Genomic DNA, 22,570 nt, shown 5'->3' on the forward strand with positions numbered 1-22,570 from the left:
GGCCGGCCGCGCCGGCTCAGCGCACGACCTCGCGCAGGCGCAGCTCGAAGCGCTCGCCCTGGCCGCCCATCACCGCGCGCACCGGCAGGTGCTGGCGCGCCGGGTCCAGCCAGACCTCGACGCGGGTGTCGTGGGCATCGCGCGGCTCGCGCAGCAGCCGCACGGTCTGGACGCGCTCGCCGGCCAGCGCCAGCCCCTCGGAGCCGAAGCTGCGGAATACCCAGGTGGAGGCGTCGCCGCGCGCGCCGACCACCTCCAGCACGACGCGCTGGCCGGCGGCCAGGCGGCGCGGCTCGGCCTGGGCGATGGCGGCGAGCTGGATCATCCAGCTCAGGCGGTCCTGCACGCCGGCGTGCCAGGGCACGGGGTGCGTCGAACCGGAGAAGCGGATGCGCGCGGCCTCGCGCTCGAAGTTGGCGGTCACCATCGCCCGGCGCACGCGCTGGTCGGTGAAGCGCTCGGGCGCGAGGCCATGCGCGGCCAGCGTGCCGTTGCTTTCCTGCGTGATCACGCTCAGGCCCATCACCGTGCCGTCAAGGCGCAGCGCATAGCGCCCGCCGTCGGGGCGCCACAACAGCTCGCCGCTGCCGCTGAGCGCGCCGCGTTGCAGTTCGTAGCGCAGGGTGATCGGCGCGGGCGGGCGGGCGGCGTACAGCGGCGGCGGCGCGCCCTCGGCCTCCTCGGCCGGCGCGGAGGCGCCGGCCATCGGAGGCGCCGCCAGCACCAGCGCCGCCAGTGCGGCCAGCACGGGCGCGCGCCGCCGTGTGTCAGGCCCGGCCGCGAACATCGACAATCACCCTTTTCATCCACCGTGTCGTTGCACAACGCATGAAACTCGCCACCTACAAGGACGGCTCGCGCGACGGCCAGCTCGTCGTCGTCTCGCGCGATCTCTCGTCCGCGCACTATGCCAGCGGAATCGCCACGCGGCTGCAACAGGTGCTGGACGACTGGAACTTCCTCAGCCCGCAGCTCGAAGACCTGTACCAGACGCTCAACCACGGCAAGGCGCGCCACGCCTTCGCCTTCGAGCCGCGCCAGTGCATGGCGCCGCTGCCGCGCGCCTACCAGTGGGCCGACGGCTCGGCCTACGTCAACCACGTCGAACTGGTGCGCCAGGCGCGCAAGGCCGACGTGCCGGAGAGCTTCTACATCGACCCGCTGATGTACCAGGGCGGCAGCGACGACTTCCTCGGCCCCACCGACGACATCGTCTGCGCCAGCGAGGACTTCGGCATCGACTTCGAGGCCGAGATCGCGGTGGTCACCGGCGACGTGGCCATGGGCAGCACGCCCGACGAGGCGCTGGAAGGCGTGCGCCTCGTGATGCTGGCCAACGACGTGTCGCTGCGCCACCTGGTGCCGGCCGAGCTGGCCAAGGGCTTCGGCTTCTTCCAGAGCAAGCCGGCCACGGCGTTCAGCCCGGTGGCCTGCACGCCCGACGAGCTGGGCGCCGCCTGGCAGGGCGGGCGCGTGCACCTGAACCTCGAATCGGCGTGGAACGGCAAGCGCGTCGGCCTCACCGACGCCGGCGCGGAGATGACTTTCCACTTCGGCCAGCTCATCGCCCACATCTGCAAGACGCGCAACGTGCGCGCCGGCAGCATCGTCGGCAGCGGCACGGTGAGCAACAAGGACTGGTCGCGCGGCTACAGCTGCATCGCCGAGAAGCGCGCCATCGAGACCATCGAGTCGGGCGCGCCCAAGACCGAGTTCATGCGCTTCGGCGACACCATCCGCATCGAGATGAAGGGCGCCGACGGCGCCAGCCTGTTCGGCGCGATCGAGCAGACCGTGGCGCCGCTTCAGCGCTCGTAGACCGCGTCCAGCGACTCGAAGCCCTTGACCTCGATCGGGTTGCCCGAGGGGTCGCGGAAGAACATCGTCCACTGCTCGCCGGGCTGGCCGGCGAAGCGCCGTTGCGGCTCGAGCACGAACTCGACGCCGGCCGCCTGGAGCCGGTCGGCCAGCGCCTGCCAGTCGGCGCGCTGCAGCACCAGGCCGAGGTGCGGCATCGGCACGAGGTGATCGCCGACGCGGCCGGTGTCCGTCGTCGCGAACGGCTCGCCCCGGTGCAGCGAGAGCTGGTGGCCGAAGAAGTCGAAATCGACCCAGGTGTCGGTGCTGCGGCCCTCGCGGCAGCCGAGCACGCCGCCGTAGAAGCGCCGCGCGGTGTCGAGATCGGTGACGTGGTAGGCGAGGTGGAACAAGGCTTTCATGCCACGGCATCGTAGCGGCTCGGCCGTGCGCTTAAGCTCTCGCGCATGACACTGCGCCGCTGCCTGATCGCCCTGCTGCTCGCCGGGCGGCCCCTGCTCGCCGTCGCGCAGGCCGACTGCCCGCCGCCGCTCGCGCCGCCCTCGGCCGAGGCGCTGGCGCAGGCGCAGCAGCAGGCGCGCGACCGCGGCTTCCTGTGGCGGCTCGACAAGGACGGCCGCAGCTCGTGGCTGTACGGCACCGTGCACCTGGCGCGGCTGGCGTGGCTGTTTCCCGGCCCGCGCGTGCGCGAGGCCTTCGAGCGCAGCGAGCTGCTGGCGCTCGAACTCGACCTGCTCGACGCCGACACGCAGAAGCGCCTGGCCGCCGGCGCCGCGGCGCGGCCGGGCGAGGCGCTGGCCGGCGAGCTGCGCGCGCGCATCGAGCGGCGCGCGCGGCTGGAGTGCGCGCCGGCGTCGGCGATCGCGCCGCTCAAGCCCGAATTCCAGGTGGCCGCGCTGTCCATGCTGGCCGGGCGCCGCCTCGGCCTGGAGCCCGACTACGGCATCGACGCCGCGCTGGCCGCGCTGGCGCGCCGCGAGGGCAAGCCGGTGCTGGCGCTGGAGAGCGCCGACGACCAGTTGCGCGCCCTCGGCGCCGGCTCGCGCGCCGAGCTGGCGGCGCTGGTGAAGGGCGCGCTCGACGAACTGGACAGCGGCCGTGCGCAGGCCCTGCTCGGCCTGACGGCGCGCACCTGGGCCAGCGGCGACCACGCACGGCTCGAACGCCATGCCGAATGGTGCGAGTGCCGCAACACACCGGCCGAGGCGGCAGCGCTGCGCCGCCTGCTCGACGCGCGCCATCCGGCGATGGCCGCGCGCCTGGATGCGCTGCACCGCGGCGGGCGCACGGTGTTCGCCGCCGTCGGCAGCCTGCACCTGATCGGCCCGCGCGGGCTGCCGGCGCTGATGGCGCAGCGCGGCTACCGCGTCGAGCGCATCGCGCTGGAGGCGCCCGCGCCCGACATCGAATCGTTGTGGGACTTCGACGACCCGGCCGCCAGCGAAGAACGCTTTCGCGCCGCGCTGGCGCGGGAGCCGACGCTCGACGCCGAACTCGCGCTGCGCACGCAGGTCGCGCGCACGATGAGCCTGCGCCGGCGCTTCGACGAGGCGCAGCGGCTGCTCGACGGCGTCGACGCCGAACTGGCCGGCGCCGGCGCCGAGCCGCGTGTGCGCACGCTGCTCGAACGCGGCCGAAACTGGCGCTCGGCCGGCGAGCCGGCCAGGGCGCGGCCGCTGTTCCTGCAGGCCGAGCAACTGGCGCGCACGGCGCGGCTCGAATTCCTGCACGTCGACGCGCTGCACATGGTCGCGCTGGTGCAGCCCGACCCCGAGCAGCAGCTCGAATGGACCACCCGGGCGCTGGACGCGGCACGCGCCGCGCAGGATGCGCGCACGCGGCGCTGGGAGGGTTCGCTGCTGAACAACCTCGGCTGGGTGCTGCACGACGCCGGCCGCCACGACGAGGCGCTGGCGCGGTTCCACGCCGCGCTGGCGGCGCGCGAGCGCGACGGCGCGCCGCCGACCCGGGTGCGCAAGGCGCGCTGGGCGGTGGCGCGCGAGCTGCGCGCGCTGGGCCGCCACGACGAGGCGCTGGCGCTGCTGCGCGCGCTGGAGGCCGAACTCGCCGCCGCCGGCGCCAGCGACCCCTTCGTGCCCGAGGAGATCGCCGAGAACCTGCGCGCATCGCGCTAGTACACGCACCGGCCGCGGCTTACCATCACCGCCATCCAGAACAACCGACACGAGGAGACCCCATGGCCGATGCCAACGCCTTCGCCAAGCTCGTTCCCGGCTTCGACTTCCTGCAGGGCCTGGTCAAGAACGCCGGCTCGGCCCTGCCCAACATCGGCCAGTGGGTCGCGCCGACGCTCAACCCCGAGGAGCTGGAAAAGCGCATCGAGGAGCTGCGCACCGTGCAGTTCTGGCTGGAGCAGAACGCGCGCATGCTCGGCGCCACCATCCAGGCGCTGGAGGTGCAGCGCATGACGCTGTCGACGCTGAAGACGATGAACGTGCAGATGGACGACCTGCGCGAGGCGATGACGCTGCGCCCGCCGCAGCCGGCCGCGAAGGCCGAGGCCGAGGCGGCCCGGCCCGCCGCGCCGGCGAAGAAAAAGAAGCCGGCCGCGAAGAAGGCGGCCGGCAACGGCTCGGCGGCGGCGCAGGCGGTCGACCCGATGCAGTGGTGGGGCGCGCTGACCAAGCAGTTCACCGAGCTGGCCACCAGCGCGATGAAGGACAGCGCCACCGAGACGGCCAAGAACCTCGCCGGCACGATGGTCAAGCAGAGCTTCGACGCCGCCGGCCAGACGCTCAAGAAGGCCGCCGCGGTGCCCGGCGCCGTGGCGCGCACCGCCGGCGCGGCCGCCCGCACCGCCACGCGCAAGTCGATCTCCAGGAAGAAGGGCGCGCCTTGAAGCGTTTCCTGCAAGGGCACGCCACGCACCCCGACTGGCGCTTCGCGCTGACGATGGTGCAGTCGCAGCTCGAAGCGCAGCGCCGCGGCCAGGGCGGGCGCGAGTTCTGCGAGCCGACGCTGGGCTGGCTCTACCTGACCGACCACTACGCCGCCGCGGCCGAGGCGCTGCTGGCCGAGCTGCAGCGCCACTGGCCGGGCGTCGCCTGGGTCGGCGCGCTGGGTGTCGGCGTGGCGGCCGGCGGCGTCGAGTACTTCGACGAGCCGGCGCTGTCGGTGATGATGGCCGAGCTGCCGACGTCCGACTTCCGCGTCTTCTCCGGCGCCCGGCCGCTGCGCCACTTCGCCGCCCACACCGCGCAGGTGCATGCCGACCCGGCCACCGGCGAACTGGCCGAGCTGGTGGGCGACATGGCCGAGCGCACCGCCACCGGCTACCTGTTCGGCGGCCTGGCCTCGGGACGCGGCCGCACGCTGCACATCGCCGACGCCGTGCTGCAAGGCGGGCTGTCGGGCGTCGCCTTCGACGCCAAGGTCGCGCTGGTGTCGCGTGTCACCCAGGGCTGCCAGCCGGTGGGCCGGGCGCGGCGCATCACCGAGGCCACCGGCAACGTGATCACCCGGCTCGACGGCGAGCCGGCGCTCGACTGCCTGCTCGCCGACCTCGGCGTGGCCGGCCGCGAGCCGCGCGAGGCGCTGCCGCGCATCCGCCAGACGCTGGTCGGCGTGTCGGACCCGGCCGAAGCCAGCGAAGGCGCCGCGGCGCGCGGCGCCTTCGGCCCCGACACGCGCGTGCGCCACCTGATCGGGCTCGACCCCGGCCGGCGCGGCATCGCCATCGGCGAGCCGGCGCCCGAGGGCCTGATGCTCGCTTTCTGCCAGCGCCACACCGAGGCGGCGCGGCGCGACCTGGTGCGCATCTGCGCCGAGATCCGCGAGGAGCTGTCGCCCGACGAACTGCCGCTGCCCGCCACGCTGGCGCGCGCCGGCGGCGCGGGCGAGCCGGCCGAGTCGTCGGGCATCGCCGGCGCGGTCTACGTGAGCTGCTCGGGGCGCGGCGGGCCGCACTTCGGCGCGCCCTCGGCCGAACTGCAGATCGTGCGGCGCGCGCTGGGCGACGTGCCGCTGGCCGGCTTCTTCGCCGCCGGCGAGATCGCGCGCCACCATGTGTACGGCTACACCGGTGTGCTGACGGTCTTCAGGCGCTGACGGAGGCCCGACGTGAACGCCGCTCCCGAGTCCCGTGAAACCCGCGCGCAGCGCCGCGCCGAGGTGGTGGCGGCGCTGGCCGCCGTGCTGCCGGCGCATGCGCTGCTGTGGCACGGCGAGGACACCACGCCCTACGAGTGCGACGGCCTGACCGCCTACCGCGAGCAGCCGCTCGCGGTAGCCCTGCCCGAGACCGAGGAACAGGTGGCCGCGGTGCTGCGCGCCTGCCACCGGCTCGGCGCGCCGGTGGTGGCGCGCGGCGCCGGCACCGGGCTGTCGGGCGGCGCGCTGCCGCACCGGCTGGGCGTGACGCTGAGCCTGGCCAAGTTCAACAAGATCCTCGCCATCGACCCGCTCTCGCGCACGGCGCGCGTGCAGTGCGGCGTGCGCAACCTGGCGATCAGCGAGGCCGCCGCGCCGCACGGGCTGTACTACGCGCCCGACCCGTCGAGCCAGATCGCCTGCACGATCGGCGGCAACGTGGCCGAGAACTCCGGCGGCGTGCACTGCCTGAAGTACGGCCTGACGGTGCACAACGTGCTGCGCGTGCGTGGCTTCACCGCCGAGGGCGAGCCGGTCGAGTTCGGCGCCGAGGCGCTGGACGCCGCCGGCCTCGACCTGATGGGCGTGCTGGTGGGCAGCGAGGGCATGCTGGCGGTGGCCACCGAGGTCACGGTCAAGCTGGTGCCCAGGCCGCTGCTGGCGCGCTGCATCATGGCCAGCTTCGACGACATGCGCAAGGCCGGCGACGCGGTGGCCGGCGTGATCGCCGCCGGCATCATCCCGGCCGGGCTGGAGATGATGGACAAGCCGATGACGGCCGCCGTCGAGGACTTCGTGCACGCCGGCTACGACCTCGCGGCCGAGGCCATCCTGCTGTGCGAGAGCGACGGCACGCCGGAGGAGGTGGAAGAAGAAATCGGCCGCATGGTCGAGGTGCTGCAACGCTGCGGCGCGACGGCGATCTCGGTCAGCGAGGACGAGGCGCAGCGGCTGCGCTTCTGGAGCGGGCGCAAGAACGCCTTTCCCGCCTCGGGCCGCATCAGCCCCGACTACATGTGCATGGACTCGACCATTCCGCGCAAGCGCCTGGCCGACATCCTGCTGGCGATCCAGCAGATGGAGAAGAAGTACGGCCTGCGCTGCGCCAACGTCTTCCACGCCGGCGACGGCAACCTGCACCCGCTGATCCTGTTCGACGCCAACGACCCCGACCAACTGCACCGCTGCGAGCTGTTCGGCGCCGACATCCTGGAGACCAGCGTGCGCCTGGGCGGCACCGTCACCGGCGAGCACGGCGTGGGCGTCGAGAAGCTCAGCTCGATGTGCGTGCAGTTCTCGCCCGGCGAGCTGGAGCAGATGGCCGCGCTCAAGCGCGCCTTCGACGCCGCCGAGCTGCTCAACCCCGGCAAGGTGATCCCGACCCGGCAGCGCTGCGCCGAGTACGGGAAGATGCACGTCTCGCGCGGGCTGCTGCCCTTCCCCGAGCTGCCGCGCTTCTGAGACGATGAGCCGCAGCGACGACCCCGCATTGCAGACGCTCGTCGAGCGCGTCAGGCACGCGCAGGCGCATCGCACGCCGCTGTGCATCCAGGGCGGCGGCAGCAAGCGCTTCTACGGCGAGGCGCCGGCCGGCGAACCGCTCGACGTGCGCGCGCTGGCGGGCATCTCCAGCTACGAGCCGACCGAGCTCGTCGTCACCGCGCGCTGCGGCACGCCGCTGGCCGAGCTGGAGGCGGCGCTGGCCGGGAAGGGCCAGTGCCTGCCCTTCGAGCCGCCGCGCTTCGCGCCCGGCGGCACGGTGGGCGGCATGGTCGCGGCGGGGCTGTCCGGTCCGTCGCGCGCGGCGGTCGGCGCGGTGCGCGACTACGTGCTCGGCGCCACGCTGCTGAATGGCCGCGCCGAGGTGCTGCGCTTCGGCGGCCAGGTGATGAAGAACGTGGCCGGCTACGACGTCTCGCGCCTGCTCGCCGGCTCGCTGGGCACGCTGGGCGTGATCCTCGAGGTCTCGCTGAAGGTGCTGCCGGTGGCGCCGGCCACCGCGACGCTGCGCTTCTCGATGGACGAGGCGCAGGCGATCCGCCGCCTCAACGAATGGGGCGGCCGGCCGCTGCCGCTGAACGCCAGCGCGTGGTGGGACGGCACGCTGGTGCTGCGCCTGCGCGGCGCGCTGGCGGCGGTGAACGCGGCCATCGACACGCTGGGCGGCGAGCTGATCGAGCCGGCGCACGCCGCGCCCTTCTGGGAGGGCCTGCGCCACCACGACGACGAGTTCTTCGCCAAGGCCACCGCCGCGGTGGACGGCGGCGCGCGGCTGTGGCGCCTGTCGCTGCCGCCGACCACGCCGCCGCTGGGCCTGCCCGGCGAGCTGCTGATGGAGTGGGGCGGCGCGCAGCGCTGGCTGTGCAGCGCCGCGCCGGCCGCGCTGGTGCGCGAGGCGGCCGCGCGCGCCGGCGGCCACGCGACGCTGTTCCGCGGCGACAAGTCGGCCGGCGTCTTCGCGCCGCTGTCCGCGCCGCTGGAGCGCATCCACCGCGCGCTGAAACAATCCTTCGACCCGGCCGGCGTGTTCAACCCGGGCCGGCTCTACCCGAATCTCTGAGCCGCCGATGCAGACCACGCTCGCCCCCGAGTTCCAGGGCAGCCGCGAAGGCGCCGAGGCCGAGGCCATCCTGCGCAAGTGCGTGCACTGCGGCTTCTGCACCGCCACCTGCCCGACCTACCAATTGCTCGGCGACGAGCTGGACGGCCCGCGCGGCCGCATCTACCTGATCAAGCAGGCGCTCGAAGGCAAGCCGGTCACGCGCGCCACGCAACTGCACCTCGACCGCTGCCTGACCTGCCGCAACTGCGAGAGCACCTGCCCCTCGGGCGTGCAGTACGGGCACCTGGTGGAGATCGGCCGCCAGGTGGTGGAACGGCGCGTCGAGCGCCCGCGCCGCGAGCGCGTGCTGCGCTGGCTGCTCAAGGAGGGCCTGACCTCGCCGCTGTTCGCGCCCGCGCTGAAGCTCGGCCGCTGGGCGCGGCCGCTGCTGCCCGCGCCGCTGCAAGAGAAACTGCCGGCGCCGCCGCCGGCCGGCGCGCACCGCTGGCCGACGCGCGAACACCCGCGCAAGGTGCTGATGCTGATGGGCTGCGTGCAGCCGGCGATGATGCCCAACATCAACAGCGCCACCGCGCGCGTGCTCGATGCCGCCGGCATCCAGACGCTGGTGGCCGACGAGGCCGGCTGCTGCGGCGCGATCCGTACGCACCTGAACGACGCGGCCGGGGGCCTGGCGGACATGCGACGCAACGTCGACGCCTGGTGGCCGCTGGTCGCCGCCGGCAAGGTCGAGGCGATCGTGATGAACGCCTCCGGCTGCGGCGCGCAGGTGAAGGACTACGGCCATGCGCTGGCGCACGACGCCGAATACGCCGAGCGCGCGCAGCGCATCGGCGAACTCACCAAGGATCTGAGCGAACTGCTGCCCGAACTGGTGCCGCTGCTCAGGCCGAGGCTGCGCGCGCGCGGGCCGCGCAAGCTCGCCTACCACCCGCCCTGCACCTTGCAGCATGCGCAGAAGCTGCGCGGCGGCGTCGAGACGCACATGGCCGCGCTCGGTTTCGAGCTGCGCACCGCGTGCAGCGAAGCGCACCTGTGCTGCGGCTCGGCCGGCACGTACTCGGTGCTGCAGCCCGAGCTGGCGCACCGCTTGCGCGACCGCAAGCTCGCCCAGCTCGAGCCGCTGCAGGCCGAGGTGATCGTCTCGGCCAACATCGGCTGCATCCAGCACCTGGGCAGCGGCACCGCCACGCCGGTGCGGCACTGGGTCGAGGTGCTGGACGAAGCGCTGGGCTGAGGCCTCATCCCGTTCGGGCTGGGGTTCATCCCGTTCAGGCTGAAACCCACCCCGTTCAGGCTGAGGCCCACCCCGTTCAGGCTGAGCTTGTCGAAGCCCGGGCTCGGTGCAGCGCGAAGCCCTTCGACAAGCTCAGGGTGAACGGGTGTCCACGGCGCTTCAGACCTGCGCCGCGATCTCGCGCAGCGACTGCTCGAACAGCTCGGGCGGCTGGCCGCCCTGGATCAGCCAGCGCTGGTTGACGACCACCGAGGGCACGGAGGTGATGCCGGCATCGCGCCAGCGTGTTTCCTCGGCGCGCACCGCGTCGGCGAATTCATCGCCGTCGATCACGGCGGCGGCGCGCTGCGCATCCAGCCCGGCGCGTTCGGCGCAGCGCAGCAGCACCTCGCGCGCGCCGGGGTTCTCGCCCTCGGTGAAATGCGCCGCGAGCAGCGCCTGCTTCAAGGCGCGCTGCTGCAACGCGCCGACCTCGCCGGCCCAGTGCAGCAGGCGGTGCGCGGCGAAGGTGTTCCAGGTGCGGCCGCGCCTGTCCATGCGGAACTCGAAGCCCACCGCCGCGCCGCGCTCGGCGATCTGGCGCTGGTTGTGCTCGACCTGCGCGGCGCTCATGCCGTACTTCTTCGCGAGGTAAGGAAGCACCTCCGCGCCTTCCGGCCCCATGTCGGGGTGCAGCTCGAAGGGGCGAAAGCGCAGCTCGACCGCCACCTCGCCTTCGAGCTTCTTCAGCGCGATCTCGAGAGACGACAAGCCGATCGCGCACCAGGGGCAGACGACGTCGGAGACGAAGTCGATGCTCAGCGTTTTCATCAGCAGCGCCCCGAACGCCGGCTGCGCGGCTGCAGCTTGTCGAGCTCGGCGAGCTGCTGCTTGAGCAGGATCGCCAGCGTGCGCGCATGCTCCACCGGCAGGTGGATCGCGCTGCCGCCGCCCGCGCCCTCGTCGCGCGGCGCGCGCGGCTGCACCAGCAGCTCGGCGCCGAGCACGATCACGCCCTTGTCGTGGCGCGCCGACGTGAGGCGCTGGATCTCGATGTCGTAGGTCTTCACGGGTGGGCCTCTTCTCGGAAGGCCCATGATAGACGCCGCACTCAGTTCGTGCCGCTCTCCGGCACGTAGACGATCGAGCCGTCTTTCATGCGATAGGCCACGCCGGCCTTCTCGCCGTCGCCCGAGCCGATCGCGCCGCTGGACTTGTAGCGCTCGATCTTCTCGCCCTTCTTGACGACGATCTCCATGTTCGGCTTGCCGGGGTCGGTGATCACCGTCACGTCGCGCTGCGCGAAGGGGCTGAGCAGCGGGTTCTGCGCCACGGTGATCAAGAGCGCGGCGATCACGACGAGGAAGATGTCGATCAGGTTCACCACCGACAGGATCGGGTCGTCGGATTCCGGTTCGTGCAAGAGCCGCAGTGCCATCACGCCGCTCCTTGCGAACGGCTGCGCGCGATCTCCAGCATCTCCTCGGCCAGCCAGCGCCGCCGAACATTGGCTACCCAGAACGTGATCGCCGCGGCGATCAGCGCCAGGATCACCGCCGAGAACGCCACCGTCAGGTTGCTCGACACCTGCGCGAGGTTGCCGTCGGACAGGCCCTTGAGCGCCGGCCCCATCGGGATCATCGTCGCGACCAGGCCGAGCAGCGGCGTCACGCGGCTGGCGATGCGCGGGCCTTCCATCAGCTTGTGCGCGCGCAGGTCGAGTTCGTCCTCGCTCAGCCCGGCCGGGCCGGCGGCGCGGTGCGCGGCCACCAGCGGCCGGCCGGCGCCGCCGCGGCGGCGCAGCGCCAGCATCACGAATTCGCCCAGCACCCAGAAGGCGTAGAGGAACAGCGCGGCGATCAGCAGCAGCGTGGGCAGCAGGAACAACTGCGCCACGGTGTACATGGTGGTTTCGAGGACGGAAGACATGGTGCTTGGCTTGGGGCTGGGCGGGAAGGAAGAAGAAAGGAAAGGATCAGGCCGCGACGCGGTCGGCGCGGCTGCCGCGCCACGCGCCGCCGGCGGTGGCCAGCGCGAGCAGCAGCAGCGCGGCCAGCGCGGCGAGCAGGTCCAGCGCGGGCGCGACGGCCTCGGCCACGCGCTCGAGCTTGATGCCCTGCACCGGCGGCGGCGCGGGCGGGGGTGGCGGCGGCGCGAGCTCGGGCGGCGCGGCCTCGGCGGCTGCGGCGGGCGCGGCGGCCGGTGCGGGTGCAGGCACGGGCGCCGCCAGCCCGAAGCCGGGCGCGACGAACGCGCGGAACGCGGCGTTCTCGCTGCGCACCTGGTAGCGCTGCGCCAGCTCGTTGTAGCGCGCCTTCAGCTCGGCCACGCTCTTCGGGTCGGCGTCCCACTGCTTCAGGCGCGCCGCTTCGAGCATGCGCTCGATGCTCTGCGCCAGCGCGTGCGGGTTGTTCGCCTCGAACCACTGCTTCAGGCCGAGCTGGTGCTTGTCGCGCACGTAGACGTCCATGAACTCCTGCCACTGGTCGCCGCGCACCACCTCGCGCGCCACGCTCTGCCAGCCGGCGAAGTTGTTGATGCCGTCGAGCACCTGCAAGGTGCCGCTGTAGCCCTCGGCCATCAGGCCCTGGATGTGGCCGGGGTGGAAGTTGCGCGTCGCCAGCTCCTTGGCGAGAAAACCCGCCGCGCCTTCGACCTTGCCGCCGCCGGCGCCGCGCAGGTTGCTGATGTACAGCTCGGGCGCCTTGCCGTCGAGGTGCCGCACCGCCAGGCCGATGCCGCCGAGGTACTGGAAGGGGTCGTCGGTGGTCAGCATGCCGTACAGGTTGCTGGTGCGCGCCAGCACGGCCGCCTCGGTGCCGCGCAGGTGCTCGGCGTACAGGTTGAGCTTGCCCGCGCCCTTGGCGCCGGCCTGGCCCCAGGTGGATTCGTCCGGCCCGTAGGCGTACTGCATGCGCGAGAGGTACAGCTCGGCGAGCTTGCGGTCGCCCTCGGCCTGCGTCTTCCAGGTGTCGGTGGCCAGCGCCGCGTCGTCCAGCCCGGTACCGTAGCGGCCCGACTCGCTGGAGAAGATGCGCGTCGCGCCGGCCGCCCTCGCCTGCGCTTCCGGCACGCCGCTGGCCACGAGCTTGCGCGCGATGCGCTGCGCGTTCGCGGCCACCGGGTTGTCGGCCTCGCCGCCGGCCTCGGAGGCCAGGCGCGCCGCCTCGGCGAGCTGCTTCATCACGTTGGGGAAGTGGTCGCGGTACAGCCCGGTGGCCGACAGCACCACGTCGACGCGCGGCCGGCCGAGCTGCTCGCGCGGGATCAGCTTGACGCCGCCGACGCGCCCGCCCTGGTCCCACACCGGCTCGACGCCCATCGCCCACAGCGCCTGCGCTTCCAGCAGGCCGAAGTGGCGCATGGTCTCCACCGACCACAGCGTGAAGGTCAGCTTGCGCGGCGCGCGGCCGGTCTTGTCGCGGTGCGCGGCGAGCAACTGGTCGAGCGCCTGCTTGCCGGCCTCCCATGCCGCCTTGGTCGGCACCCGGCTCGGGTCGAAGCCGTACATGTTGCGCCCGGTGGGCAGCGCGTCGGGGTTCTTGATCGGGTCGCCGCCGTAGCTGGTGGGGATGTAGCGCCCGTCCAGCCCGGCCAGCAGCGCGCGCATCTCGTGGGCCGCGCCGAGATCGTCGTACCACTTGCGCGCCTGCGGCAGCCGCTCGCGCGCGGCCGGCGTCATGTGCGGCGGCTCGCTGCCGTCCTTCAGGTAGGCCGCCAGCAGGCGGTAGGGCTTGGTCTCGGCGAGCTTGCTGTAGTCGGCCACCATCAGCTCGTCGTTCTCCTCCAGCGGGTTGCCGGGGTCGGCCACGCCTTCCCAGAACGCCTTGCCGAGCATGGTCAGCACCTGGGCGATGCGCCACTTCTCGTCCGCGCCGCGGCCGAAGGTGTGCAGGCCCATCGGCTGCGCGGTCAGCGCCAGCTCGTGCAGGTGGTCGTGCACCGCGGCGACGAAGGTGTCGAACTCGCGCGCGATGCGCTCGTCGCTCCAGCCCATGTCGAGGTGGATGCGCTCCTTGCGCACGCCGTCGAGGAACTCGGCGCGCAACTGCTCCTTCACGCCGCCGGCGTCCTGCGCCAGCCACTGGTGCAGCAGGTCGTGGATCCTGGTCAGGCGGTCGTGCAGCCCGGCGGGCGTCAGCGGCGGCGTCTGGTGGCTGATGATCACGGCGCGGCCGCGCCGCTTGGCCTGCGTCGACTCGCCGATGTTGTCGACGATGTACGGGTACAGCACCGGCACGTCGCCGACCGCCAGCATCGGCCAGTCGTGCACCGAGAGGCCACGCTCCTTGCCCGGCAGCCACTCCTGCGTGCCGTGGGTGCCGAAGTGCACCAGCGCGTCGGCGCCGAACTGCTGGCGCGCCCACAGGTAGACCGCCATGTAGTAGTGCGTGGGCACCGCGCTCATCGAGTGGTAGAGCGCCTTCTCGCGGTCGCTGCCCCGCTCGTCGCGGCCGGGCTGCGGCAGCAGCGTGACCTGGCCGAGCTGCAGGCGCGGAATCACGAAGTAGGGCTCGGTGGGATCACCCAGCACCATCGCCGAACGCTCGGGCTCGCCCCAGCGTTGCAGCAGCGAGGCCTGCACAGTCGCGGGCAGCGTGCGCAGCCACTGGCGGTAGGCGCTCACCGGCAGCTTGTCGGCCAGGCCGTCGCGCAGCAGCACGCGCAGCACCTCGCGGTCTTCCGGCGGACGGTAGCCGGGCGCGAGCAGGCGTTGCAGTTTTTCGGTGAGCGGTTTTTCGTCGAGGGCTTCGGTGCGGTAGCCGGCGCCCTGCAATGCCGTCAGCGTGCCCGAGAGGCTGCGCGGCAGGTTCATGAAGCTGGCCGAGAGGTTCTTCTCGCCGGCCGGGTAGTTCCAGAAGAAGATCGCCACGCGCTTGTCGGCTTCCGGCTTGCGTTGCAGCTTCACCAGGTTCAGCGCCTTGGTCGCGACCGCGGCGGCTTGCGGCGCGATCGGCACGAGCTGCTCGTCGCCGGGGTGCGTGGCCATGGCCACCTGGATGTCGGCGATGCCGGTGTACTCGGCCTGCGCCAGGTAGAAGGGCACGTCGATCAGCGGGATGCCGTGCGGATCGGCGGCCCACTGCTGCTCGCTGCCGCGCCGCCACGCCATCGCCTGGATCACCGGCAGGCCGAGCGCCTCGAACTCCTTGCGCCGGCCCTCGGGGTTGAGCGTGATCTGGGTGTTGATGATCGCGTCGGCCACCGGGGCGCCGTCGAGCGTGACCATGCTGCGCACCGCGTCCGGCGCCATCACCGGGCTGTAGAAGGGCAGCGCGAGCGCGCCGCCGGCTTCGAGGCGCGCGATCAGGTCGTCGAGCACGGCGGTCTGGCCCGAGGCGATGCTGCCCTGGTGGAAGGCGATCGCCACGGTGGGCGGACGCCGCGCCGGGTCGACGCCGCGCGCCGCGAAGTACTCGCGCGGCGTGGCCGCGACGAGCTGTTCGAGCTTGGGGTGGTAGATCGCCGAGGCCGGGAACACCTGCGGCTCGGGCAGCGCGCGCCAAGCCGCCGCATCGCTGCGCGCCGCCAGCGCGCGCAGCAGCCATTCACTGTTGCGCGCGCCGCCCTGCACGAAGTAGCCGTGCAGCCGCGCGGCATAGGCCGGGTCGACGCCGCCGCCCGGCTTGGGCGCGGCGGTGGGCAGCCAGACGTGCGGCACACGCTCCAGCGCCGGCAGCGCGGCGCCGAGCTTGTCGCGCACGTAGTCCTCGATGTGCTGGCGGGGCGCGTCGATCAGCACCAGCCCGGCACCTTGCCACAACGAGGCATTCAGCTCGTCGGCCGGGATCTTCTCGACGAAGCGCGCGCGCAGCGGCAAACCCTGCGCACGCGCCGCCTGCTCCAGCGCGACGAAGCGCCCCGGCGGCGACGGGCTGGTGGTGATCACCAGCACGCCCTCGGCGCGCGCCGAGAACGCCCACCCCCAGGCCAGCAAGGCCAGCATCGCCACGAACAAAGCCCGCCACCAAGCAGCCGCCGTGGATCCGGCCCGGCCGGTCCACCAGCGGCGCCCCCCTGGGGGGGAGACGCCGAAGGCGTTTCCGGGGGGGGACGTCATCAGAACTGATATCGCGCGCTGATCGCCACGTTGCGGCCCGGCTGCGTGTAGGCGTCGACGATGGCCAGGTTGGCCGGCGTCGCGCTGAGCCCGCGCAGGTCGGCCCAGTTCGCGTACTTCACGTCGGCCAGGTTGTTGATCGCCAGGTTGAGCTGCCATTGCTTGGTGATGTCCCACCAGCCCGCGATGTCGGCCACCACGTAACCCTTCGGGATGTACAGGTTGGGCGCGTGCGGCCGGCGCTGGCTCTTCTGTCCGGTCAGCGTGAATTCGCCGCCGAAGGCGCCCTTGCGATCGTAGCGCAGCGTCAGCGTGCCCTTGTCGGGCTCGATGGTCGACAGCGCGCCCTTGCTGCCGTCGGCATCCCAGCGGTCGCCCTTGGCGTGGGCGTAGCGCGCTTCCACCGACCAGCCCGGCGCGAAGCCGTATTCGGCCATCAGCTCATAGCCCTGGATCTCGGCGCGCGCCGCGTTGATCGACTGGAAGGTGCGCGTGTTGGGCGCCATGCCCGGATCGAGCGGCACCGTGGTGGTGGCGGTCACGTCGGTGTCGCCGACGATGAAGTCGCGGTAGCGCGACTTGTAGACCGCCACGCCCCAGCGCAGCGGCCCTTCGCGCCCGCGCAGGCCCAGCTCGAACGAGGTGCTGCGCTCGGGTTTCAGGTCGGGGTTGCCGATGCTGCGGTACGGCGGGTTGGCGCCGGTGTTGCTGACGCCGCCGTTGATCTGCCACGGCGTCGGCGAGCGGAAGCCGCGCGCGAGCTGCGCATACGGCTGCAGCAGCGGCAGCGCCTGCCACACCACGCCGATGCGCGGCGAGACGGCGTCGCCCGACAGCTTGGACGGCGTGACGCCGTTGTTGCGCGTGTACAGCGGGTTGCCGATCTCGGGGTCGATCTCGAAGCGGTCCACGCGCAGCGCCGGCGTGATGCGCCAGTCGCCGATCGCGATCTCGTCCTGCACGAAGGCGCCGAGCAGGCGGTAGTCGGAGTCGGGGAAGCTCTGGTTCGGCAGCGAGGTCGACGCGCTGGCCGAGCCGGTGGTGATCAGGTTGCCGGCGGCGTCGTAGTGCGCGCCGTCCTTCAACGAGGTGATCTTGGCGCTGGAGTAGTCCATGCCCCACAGCAGGCGGTGCGAGATCTCGCTGCCGAGGTTGGTCTCGCCCTGGAAGCCCAGGCCCAGCGTGCGCTCGCCGTAGGTGGTGTCGCGCACGCGCCGCGCCCACGCGGCCGGCGGGCTGTTGTAGCGCTCCTGGCCGAACTGCTGGTTCTCGGTGTCCTGGCCGTAGACCCAGGCCGAGAAGCGCTGCACCCAGGGGTTGGCGTTGTCGCTGTACTGCCAGTCGAGCTTGCCCATCGTGCGCGTGACGTCCTCGCGCGCCTTGGCGTCGGTCACGTTGGCGTTGACGAAGGGCATGCCGATCACGGTGCGGATGTCGGTGTCGACGCGGCGATCGAGGTGTTCGAGCGTCAGCTTGAACCGGTTGGCCGCGTCGAGCTTGTAGATCGCCTTGCCGAGCACGTACTCGCTGCCGCGGTCCTGCGGGTTCGGCACGGTGGACTGCCAGTTGCCGGTGTCGCGGTCGCCGCGGTTGTCGATCTCGTGGCCGCGGCGCACGCTGGCCAGCAGCATCGCCTCCCAGGCGCCTTCGCGCAGCGCGAACGACGGCACCGCCACCCACGACTTGTCGGCCGAGGCGTAGCCCAGCTTGACGGCGCCCTGCCAGGGCTTGCCCAGCGTCAGCAGGTCGGACGGGTCCTTGGTCAGGAAGCTCACCGCGCCGGCCAGGCCGTCGGAGCCGTACGAGGCCGACGAGGGCCCGCGCAGCAGCTCGACGCGCTTGAAGGCCTCGACGTCGATGTAGTCGCCGCGGCCGGCGACGTAGGGGCCGCTCTCGTACATCATCGGCAGGCGCACGCCGTCGACCTGCAGCAGGATCTGGTTGCCTTCCAGGCCGCGCACGTTGATGCCCTCGTTGCCGCCACGCCCGGTGGCGCCGAACACCGCCGACATGCGCGAGGGCTGGAAGCGCACCGAGATGCCGGGCTCGTCGGCGAGCAGCGACTTCAGGTCGCGCGCCTGGCCGCGCTCGATCTCCTGCGCGGTCTTGGACGTGACGGTGGCGGGCACCTCGTCCTCGGGCGCCTCGATGCGGGTGGACGACACCGTCACCTTGGGCAGCAGCGGTTCGGTGCCGGCTTGCTGCTGCGCCTGCGCGGCGCCGCAGGCGGCGGCCAGCGCGAGGCTGAGCGGGGTGAGAGCGGGACGGCGGGCGCCTCGGCGCTGGGACATGCTGGTTCTCCGGAAGGTTGTTTGTTGTCGGATCGGTGTCAGGGCGCCGCCGTCTCGGCCTCGGCCGCCGCGAGCTGGCGCAGCGCGCGCACCACGCCGGCTCGGCTGGGCTTGTCGACGAACACGCAGGGCTTGCCGGTGCGCTTGCAGTGCTCCTTGACGCGCCAGTAGGCGTCGTGGCTGATGCAGCCGGTCTGGCAGATCACCAGGTCGGCGCTGGCCAGCGTGCCGTCGAGCAGCGCCGGCGCGTCGTGCTCGCCGCCGTCGTGGTGCAGGAAACGGCCGCCGTGGTGCTCGACGATGCGGCGGTAGACCGGCACGCTGGCCGGACGCCCGCCGACGCACAGCACCGCCTGCGCGGCCAGCTCGGCGGGCGTGGCGGCGCCCTCTGCACGGTCGCTGCGCTCGGCCGGCGCCTCGGCGCCGGCGCGCGCCAGCGCCTCGTCGGCGCGGCGCTGCTGCGCCTGCAAGGCCAGCTCGGCGCGCGCCAGCGCGCGTTCCAGCGAGCGCGAGCGTTCGAGCTGCGTCTCCAGCTCGCGCGCCAGCTCGTGGCGCGGCTTGAGGTCGGGCGCGGATTCCTTCAGCGCGCGCAGCTCGTCGTGCAGCGAGGCGGCCACGGTGTCGCGGCCGATCATCTCGGCGCGCCGCGTCACCGCCTCGGCCTGCAACTGCTCGATCCTGCGCGCCTGCTCGGCCGCCACGCGCGCATGGCGCTCCTGCAACTGCGCCAGCTCGGCCTGCAGCGACTCGCACTGCGCGCGCAGCGCGGCCAGGCGTCGGCGCTCCTCGCCCTGGCCCTCGCCGAGCTGGTGCTGGCGCATGTGCACGTCGTGCAGCACTTCCTCCTCGAAGGCCTCGTCGCAGCGCGGATGTGTCAGCGTGGCCCACAGCGCGCCGGCCAGGTCGTCGCCGCGCAGGCCCTCGGCCCACCAGCGGCGCAGCGCCTCGACGCTCTTGGCCGAGTTGCTGCGCTGCAAGGCGATGGCGTGGCGGCGGTCCAGCTCGCGCTGCAGCGCCTCGGCCAGCTTGCCGCGCCGCGCGCACTCCTGCACCGCGCCGCTGTGCAGCTCGTAGTCGCCGGCCAGCACCTCGCCGCCGAGCGCCTTGTCGGCGACGCGGCGCAGCGTGGCCAGGCTCAGGCACACGCCCACCACCGGGCAGTGCGCATGCGCGGGCAGGTCCCACAGGCGCCGCCGCCGCGTGCCGCGCGCCTCGGCGGCGGGGCGGATCAATTCGTGCGGGCAGCAGGCTTGCCCGCCCGGATGCAGCAGGTGAGACATGACCGGTCGTGTCCTCGGGAAAGACGCACGGGCTGGCGGCGGCTGGCTGGTGCAAAGACGCGCGGCGGGACCGCGCGGCGACAGGGTTACTTGGTGAGGATCAATCGGCCCTGGGCGGTCAGCCGCAGGCGGTAGCACTCGCCGCGGTGCTCGACCAGCGCCTCCTTGCCGGCGCCGAGCAGCACGCCGCTGTCCCAGCGCAGCGGAGGCTTGACCGCCGGCTGCGGCGCGACGGACGGATGGGCGGCGGGCAGGGGCGTCGGATTCACCATGAGATCATTATAAATAGGAACCAATCGCATTTGCAAACGCATTCGTGATGCGTCCCGGCACGACCCTCCCTGCGCCGCGGGGCGGCGCGGTGATTTCGGCCATCATTGCCGCACCACCACCCGCGGGGAACCGCCATCGCCCTCTTCCTGCTCAAGCGCTTCGCGAGCTTCGTGCTCACGCTGGCCGTGGCCTCGGCGCTGGTGTTCGCGGCGCTGGCCCTGCTGCCCGGCAACGTCGCGCAGGTGATGCTCGGCGAAAGCGCGACGCCCGAGGCGCTGGCGGCGCTCGAGCACCAGCTCGGCCTGGACCGGCCGGCGCCGCTGCGCTACCTCGACTGGCTGCGCGGCCTGGCCACCTTCGACCTGGGCACCAGCCACGCCTACGACGCGCCGATCGCCGAACTGGTGGCCGAGCGCCTCGTGGTCACCGTGCCGCTGGCGCTGCTGGCGATGGCGCTGACCGTGGTGCTGGCGCTGGCCGCGGGCGTCTACGCCGCGTCGCGCCACAACCGCGCCGGCGACCTCGCGGTGATGGCCCTCAGCCAGCTCGGCATCGCGCTGCCGAGCTTCTGGTTCGGCATCCTGCTGGTGATGGTGTTCGCGGTGGCGCTGCCGTGGTTCCCGTCCGGCGGCTTCGCCGGCTGGACCGAGGACGAAGGCGGCGGCGCCTGGGAGGCGCTGCGCTCGCTGGCGCTGCCGGCCGTGGCGCTGGCGGTGGTGCAGGCGGCCATCCTGGCGCGCTTCACGCGCTCGGCGGTGCTCGACGTGCTGCGCGAGGACTTCGTGCGCACCGCGCGCGCCAAGGGCCTGACGCGCCGCGCCGTGCTGTGGGGCCACGTGCTGCGCAACGCGATGGTGCCGGTGCTCACGGTGATGGGCCTGCAGTTCGCCAACCTCGTCACCGGCACGGTGGTGATCGAGAACGTGTTCTCGCTGCCCGGCCTGGGCCGCCTGGTGTTCCAGGCCATCGGCAACCGCGACCTGCCGCTGGTGCAGGCGCTGGTGATGCTGATCGTGGCGACGGTGGTGACGATCAACTTCGTCGTCGACGTGCTGTACGCGGTGATCGACCCGCGGCTGAAGGCGGCCGGCCGATGAGCTTCCGGCAGCGCGCGCTGCGCCACAAGAGCTTCGTCGCCGGCGGCGCGCTGGTGGCGCTGCTGGCGGCGCTGGCGCTGCTGTCCTTCGTCTGGACGCCGTACCCGGCCGCCGAGATCGACGTGCCCAACAAGCTCCAGCCGCCCTCGGCCGCGCACTGGCTGGGCACCGACAGCCTGGGGCGCGACATCGCCTCGCAACTGATCGTCGGCGCGCGCGCCTCGATCGCGGTCGGGCTGATCGCGGTGGGCATCGGCATCGCCGGCGGCGTGGCACTCGGGCTGCTCGCCGCGGCGCGGCGCGGCTGGGTGGAGGAGGCGGTGATGCGCCTGGCCGACTTCGGCCTGGCCTTCCCGGCGCTGCTGACGGCGATCATGCTCGGCGCGATCTACGGGCCGGGGCTGGTGACGGCGATCGTCGCCATCGGGCTGTTCAACATCCCCGAGTTCGCGCGCATCACGCGCGCCTCGGCCAACACGGTGTGGTCGCGCGAGTTCGTGCTGGCCGCGCGCGCCTGCGGCAAGGGGCGGCTGCGCATCACGCTGGAGCACGTGCTGCCCAACGTGGCCTCGGTGCTGATCGTGCAGGCGACGATCCGCTTCGCCATCGCCATCCTCGCCGAGGCGAGCCTGTCCTACCTCGGCCTGGGCGCGCAGCCACCGCTGCCGAGCTGGGGGCGCATGCTCAGCGAAGGCCAGTCCATGATGTACCAGGCGCCGCTGCTGGCGGTGTGGCCGGGGCTGGCGATCGTGCTGTCGGTGCTGGGCCTGAACCTGATGGGCGACGGGCTGCGCGACCTGCTCGACCCCAGGCTGGCGAGGTCGCGGTGAGCGAGCCGCTGCTCGAGGTGCAGAACCTGCGCGTGACGCTGCCCGGCGCGGCGGCGCTGCTGCGCGGCGTCTCCTTCGGCATGGCGCGCGGCGAGAAGCTCGGGCTGATCGGCGAGAGCGGCTGCGGCAAGTCGCTCACCGCGCTGGCCGTCATGGGGCTGCTGCCGGAAGGCGCGCGGGTCGAGGGCAGCATCCGCCTGCGCGGGCAGGAGCTGGTGGGCCTGGACGACGCCGCGATGGCGCGCCTGCGCGGCGACCGCGTCGCGATGGTGTTCCAGGAGCCGATGACGGCGCTGAACCCGCTGCACACCATCGCCGCGCAGGTGGCCGAGCCGCTGCGGCTGCATCGCGGGCTGGACCGCCGCGCCGCGCGCGCCGAGGCGCTGCGCCTGCTCGAGCGCGTCAAGCTGCCGAACGCGGCGCAGCGCCTCGACGCGCATCCGCACCAGTTGAGCGGCGGCCAGCGCCAGCGCGTGATGATCGCGATGGCGCTGGCCTGCGGGCCCGAGCTGCTGATCGCCGACGAGCCGACCACCGCGCTCGATGCGACACTGCAGCACGAGGTGCTGACGCTGATCGACGAGCTGGTGCGCGGCAGCGGCATGGGGCTGCTGCTGATCAGCCACGACCTCGGCGCGATGGCGCGCCACGTGCAGCGCGTGATGGTGATGTACGCCGGCACGGTGGTGGAAGACGGCCCCACCGCCGCGCTGTTCGCGCGCCGCGCCCACCCCTACACACGCGGCCTGTACGCGGCGCGGCCGCGCCTGGGCGCGCCGCGCGGCACGCCGCTGCCCACCATCCCCGGCCGCGTGCCGGAACTGGCCGACCTGGGCCCGGGCTGCGCCTTCGCCGAACGCTGCGCGCTGGCCGTCGCCGAGTGCCGGCTGGCGCCGCCGGCGCCGGTGACGGTCGGCCCGGCGCACCGGGCGCGCTGCATCCGCGTCGAGGGGACGCTGTCATGAGCGAGGAACTGATGGGCGTACGCTTCGTGCCGCTGACCTGCGCTCAGGATTGGCCCAGTTGATGCG

The 22,570-nt window shown here is 73.0% G+C and carries 20 protein-coding genes; 10 read left to right on the forward strand and 10 right to left on the reverse strand.

What is annotated here, in order from left to right; all coding sequences use genetic code 11:
- Positions 1-16: 16 nt before the first annotated feature.
- The gene (locus QM792_RS00855; RefSeq protein ID WP_415147281.1) at positions 17-748 is read right to left on the reverse strand and encodes a DUF3108 domain-containing protein; all 732 of its coding nucleotides are present in this window, start codon (positions 746-748) and stop codon (positions 17-19) included.
- 80 nt (positions 749-828) lie between these two features.
- Here QM792_RS00855 and QM792_RS00860 point away from each other — a divergent pair, with 80 nt between their 5' ends.
- The gene (locus tag QM792_RS00860) at positions 829-1,818 is read left to right on the forward strand and encodes a fumarylacetoacetate hydrolase family protein (RefSeq protein ID WP_415147282.1); all 990 of its coding nucleotides are present in this window, start codon (positions 829-831) and stop codon (positions 1,816-1,818) included.
- Here the strand turns inward: QM792_RS00860 and QM792_RS00865 are convergent.
- Positions 1,806-2,219: a VOC family protein gene (locus tag QM792_RS00865; protein WP_415147283.1), complete on the reverse strand. Its 414-nt coding sequence runs from the start codon at positions 2,217-2,219 to the stop codon at positions 1,806-1,808. The two genes, QM792_RS00860 and QM792_RS00865, sit on opposite strands and share 13 nt — an antisense overlap.
- A 45-nt stretch (positions 2,220-2,264) precedes the next feature.
- On the opposite strand from QM792_RS00865, the gene QM792_RS00870 reads away from it, so the two are divergent.
- From QM792_RS00870 to glcF, 6 genes are all read left to right on the forward strand, one after another.
- Positions 2,265-3,953 carry a TraB/GumN family protein gene (locus tag QM792_RS00870; RefSeq protein WP_415147284.1) on the forward strand — a complete coding sequence of 563 codons (1,689 nt, stop codon included), beginning with the start codon at positions 2,265-2,267 and terminating at the stop codon, positions 3,951-3,953.
- Between the two features lie 62 nt (positions 3,954-4,015).
- The gene (locus QM792_RS00875; RefSeq protein WP_415147285.1) at positions 4,016-4,678 is read left to right on the forward strand and encodes a PhaM family polyhydroxyalkanoate granule multifunctional regulatory protein; all 663 of its coding nucleotides are present in this window, start codon (positions 4,016-4,018) and stop codon (positions 4,676-4,678) included.
- Complete coding sequence (locus tag QM792_RS00880) at positions 4,675-5,886, forward strand: FIST N-terminal domain-containing protein (protein WP_415147286.1); 1,212 nt, start codon at positions 4,675-4,677, stop codon at positions 5,884-5,886. Before QM792_RS00875 ends, QM792_RS00880 begins: the two co-directional genes overlap by 4 nt.
- A 12-nt stretch (positions 5,887-5,898) precedes the next feature.
- Positions 5,899-7,389: an FAD-linked oxidase C-terminal domain-containing protein gene (locus QM792_RS00885; protein WP_415147287.1), complete on the forward strand. Its 1,491-nt coding sequence runs from the start codon at positions 5,899-5,901 to the stop codon at positions 7,387-7,389.
- Positions 7,390-7,393: 4 nt separating this feature from the next.
- Positions 7,394-8,488: a glycolate oxidase subunit GlcE gene (gene glcE / locus QM792_RS00890; protein WP_415147288.1), complete on the forward strand. Its 1,095-nt coding sequence runs from the start codon at positions 7,394-7,396 to the stop codon at positions 8,486-8,488.
- Positions 8,489-8,495: 7 nt separating this feature from the next.
- Positions 8,496-9,728, forward strand: a complete 1,233-nt coding sequence (gene glcF / locus QM792_RS00895) for a glycolate oxidase subunit GlcF (RefSeq protein WP_415147289.1) — start codon at positions 8,496-8,498, stop codon at positions 9,726-9,728.
- Between the two features lie 159 nt (positions 9,729-9,887).
- Here the strand turns inward: glcF and QM792_RS00900 are convergent, their stop codons facing one another.
- The 8 genes from QM792_RS00900 to hemP form a co-directional block, all read right to left on the reverse strand.
- A complete protein-coding gene (locus QM792_RS00900; protein ID WP_415147290.1) occupies positions 9,888-10,538 on the reverse strand; it encodes a DsbA family oxidoreductase in 651 nt (216 codons plus the stop codon).
- Complete coding sequence (locus tag QM792_RS00905) at positions 10,538-10,777, reverse strand: hypothetical protein (protein ID WP_415147291.1); 240 nt, start codon at positions 10,775-10,777, stop codon at positions 10,538-10,540. Before QM792_RS00905 ends, QM792_RS00900 begins: the two co-directional genes overlap by 1 nt.
- A gap of 41 nt (positions 10,778-10,818) precedes the next feature.
- Positions 10,819-11,145, reverse strand: a complete 327-nt coding sequence (locus QM792_RS00910) for a DUF2149 domain-containing protein (protein WP_415147292.1) — start codon at positions 11,143-11,145, stop codon at positions 10,819-10,821.
- Entirely contained in the window at positions 11,145-11,636 is a 492-nt protein-coding gene (locus QM792_RS00915; protein ID WP_415147293.1) for a MotA/TolQ/ExbB proton channel family protein, read from the reverse strand. Before QM792_RS00915 ends, QM792_RS00910 begins: the two co-directional genes overlap by 1 nt.
- Before the next feature lie 46 nt (positions 11,637-11,682).
- On the reverse strand, positions 11,683-15,654 hold the full coding sequence (cobN, locus tag QM792_RS00920; protein ID WP_415147294.1) for a cobaltochelatase subunit CobN: 3,972 nt from the start codon (positions 15,652-15,654) through the stop codon (positions 11,683-11,685).
- Between the two features lie 113 nt (positions 15,655-15,767).
- Positions 15,768-18,059, reverse strand: a complete 2,292-nt coding sequence (locus QM792_RS00925) for a TonB-dependent hemoglobin/transferrin/lactoferrin family receptor (protein ID WP_415147295.1) — start codon at positions 18,057-18,059, stop codon at positions 15,768-15,770.
- Positions 18,060-18,097: 38 nt separating this feature from the next.
- Positions 18,098-19,339 (reverse strand): DUF2325 domain-containing protein, encoded by a 1,242-nt coding sequence (locus tag QM792_RS00930; RefSeq protein ID WP_415147296.1) that lies wholly within the window; start codon positions 19,337-19,339, stop codon positions 18,098-18,100.
- Between the two features lie 86 nt (positions 19,340-19,425).
- Positions 19,426-19,611 carry a hemin uptake protein HemP gene (gene hemP / locus QM792_RS00935; protein ID WP_415147297.1) on the reverse strand — a complete coding sequence of 62 codons (186 nt, stop codon included), beginning with the start codon at positions 19,609-19,611 and terminating at the stop codon, positions 19,426-19,428.
- A gap of 135 nt (positions 19,612-19,746) precedes the next feature.
- Between hemP and QM792_RS00940 the strand changes: the two genes are divergently transcribed.
- From QM792_RS00940 to QM792_RS00950, 3 genes are read left to right on the forward strand one after another with little or no spacing between them, the layout of a single operon-like run.
- Positions 19,747-20,709, forward strand: coding sequence for an ABC transporter permease (locus QM792_RS00940; protein ID WP_415147885.1), 963 nt, complete (start codon positions 19,747-19,749; stop codon positions 20,707-20,709).
- Positions 20,706-21,539 carry an ABC transporter permease gene (locus tag QM792_RS00945; protein WP_415147298.1) on the forward strand — a complete coding sequence of 278 codons (834 nt, stop codon included), beginning with the start codon at positions 20,706-20,708 and terminating at the stop codon, positions 21,537-21,539. Before QM792_RS00940 ends, QM792_RS00945 begins: the two co-directional genes overlap by 4 nt.
- Positions 21,536-22,504 carry an ABC transporter ATP-binding protein gene (locus tag QM792_RS00950; protein WP_415147299.1) on the forward strand — a complete coding sequence of 323 codons (969 nt, stop codon included), beginning with the start codon at positions 21,536-21,538 and terminating at the stop codon, positions 22,502-22,504. Before QM792_RS00945 ends, QM792_RS00950 begins: the two co-directional genes overlap by 4 nt.
- Positions 22,505-22,570 lie beyond the last annotated feature (66 nt).

The sequence above is a fragment of the Piscinibacter sp. genome (assembly GCF_047600445.1).
GTDB lineage: Bacteria > Pseudomonadota > Gammaproteobacteria > Burkholderiales > Burkholderiaceae_C > Piscinibacter.

Excerpts from the sequence above, each read along its gene's own strand:
- hemP (WP_415147297.1), bottom strand. The coding sequence starts at position 19,611 with ATGGTGAATCCGACGCCCCTGCCCGCCGCCCATCCGTCCGTCGCGCCG.
- glcF (WP_415147289.1), top strand. The coding sequence starts at position 8,496 with ATGCAGACCACGCTCGCCCCCGAGTTCCAGGGCAGCCGCGAAGGCGCC.
- QM792_RS00865 (WP_415147283.1), bottom strand. The coding sequence starts at position 2,219 with ATGAAAGCCTTGTTCCACCTCGCCTACCACGTCACCGATCTCGACACC.
- QM792_RS00915 (WP_415147293.1), bottom strand. The coding sequence starts at position 11,636 with ATGTCTTCCGTCCTCGAAACCACCATGTACACCGTGGCGCAGTTGTTC.
- QM792_RS00900 (WP_415147290.1), bottom strand. The coding sequence starts at position 10,538 with ATGAAAACGCTGAGCATCGACTTCGTCTCCGACGTCGTCTGCCCCTGG.
- QM792_RS00945 (WP_415147298.1), top strand. The coding sequence starts at position 20,706 with ATGAGCTTCCGGCAGCGCGCGCTGCGCCACAAGAGCTTCGTCGCCGGC.
- QM792_RS00910 (WP_415147292.1), bottom strand. The coding sequence starts at position 11,145 with ATGGCACTGCGGCTCTTGCACGAACCGGAATCCGACGACCCGATCCTG.
- cobN (WP_415147294.1), bottom strand. The coding sequence starts at position 15,654 with ATGCTGGCCTTGCTGGCCTGGGGGTGGGCGTTCTCGGCGCGCGCCGAG.
- QM792_RS00870 (WP_415147284.1), top strand. The coding sequence starts at position 2,265 with ATGACACTGCGCCGCTGCCTGATCGCCCTGCTGCTCGCCGGGCGGCCC.
- glcE (WP_415147288.1), top strand. The coding sequence starts at position 7,394 with ATGAGCCGCAGCGACGACCCCGCATTGCAGACGCTCGTCGAGCGCGTC.
- QM792_RS00925 (WP_415147295.1), bottom strand. The coding sequence starts at position 18,059 with ATGTCCCAGCGCCGAGGCGCCCGCCGTCCCGCTCTCACCCCGCTCAGC.
- QM792_RS00860 (WP_415147282.1), top strand. The coding sequence starts at position 829 with ATGAAACTCGCCACCTACAAGGACGGCTCGCGCGACGGCCAGCTCGTC.
- QM792_RS00930 (WP_415147296.1), bottom strand. The coding sequence starts at position 19,339 with ATGTCTCACCTGCTGCATCCGGGCGGGCAAGCCTGCTGCCCGCACGAA.
- QM792_RS00875 (WP_415147285.1), top strand. The coding sequence starts at position 4,016 with ATGGCCGATGCCAACGCCTTCGCCAAGCTCGTTCCCGGCTTCGACTTC.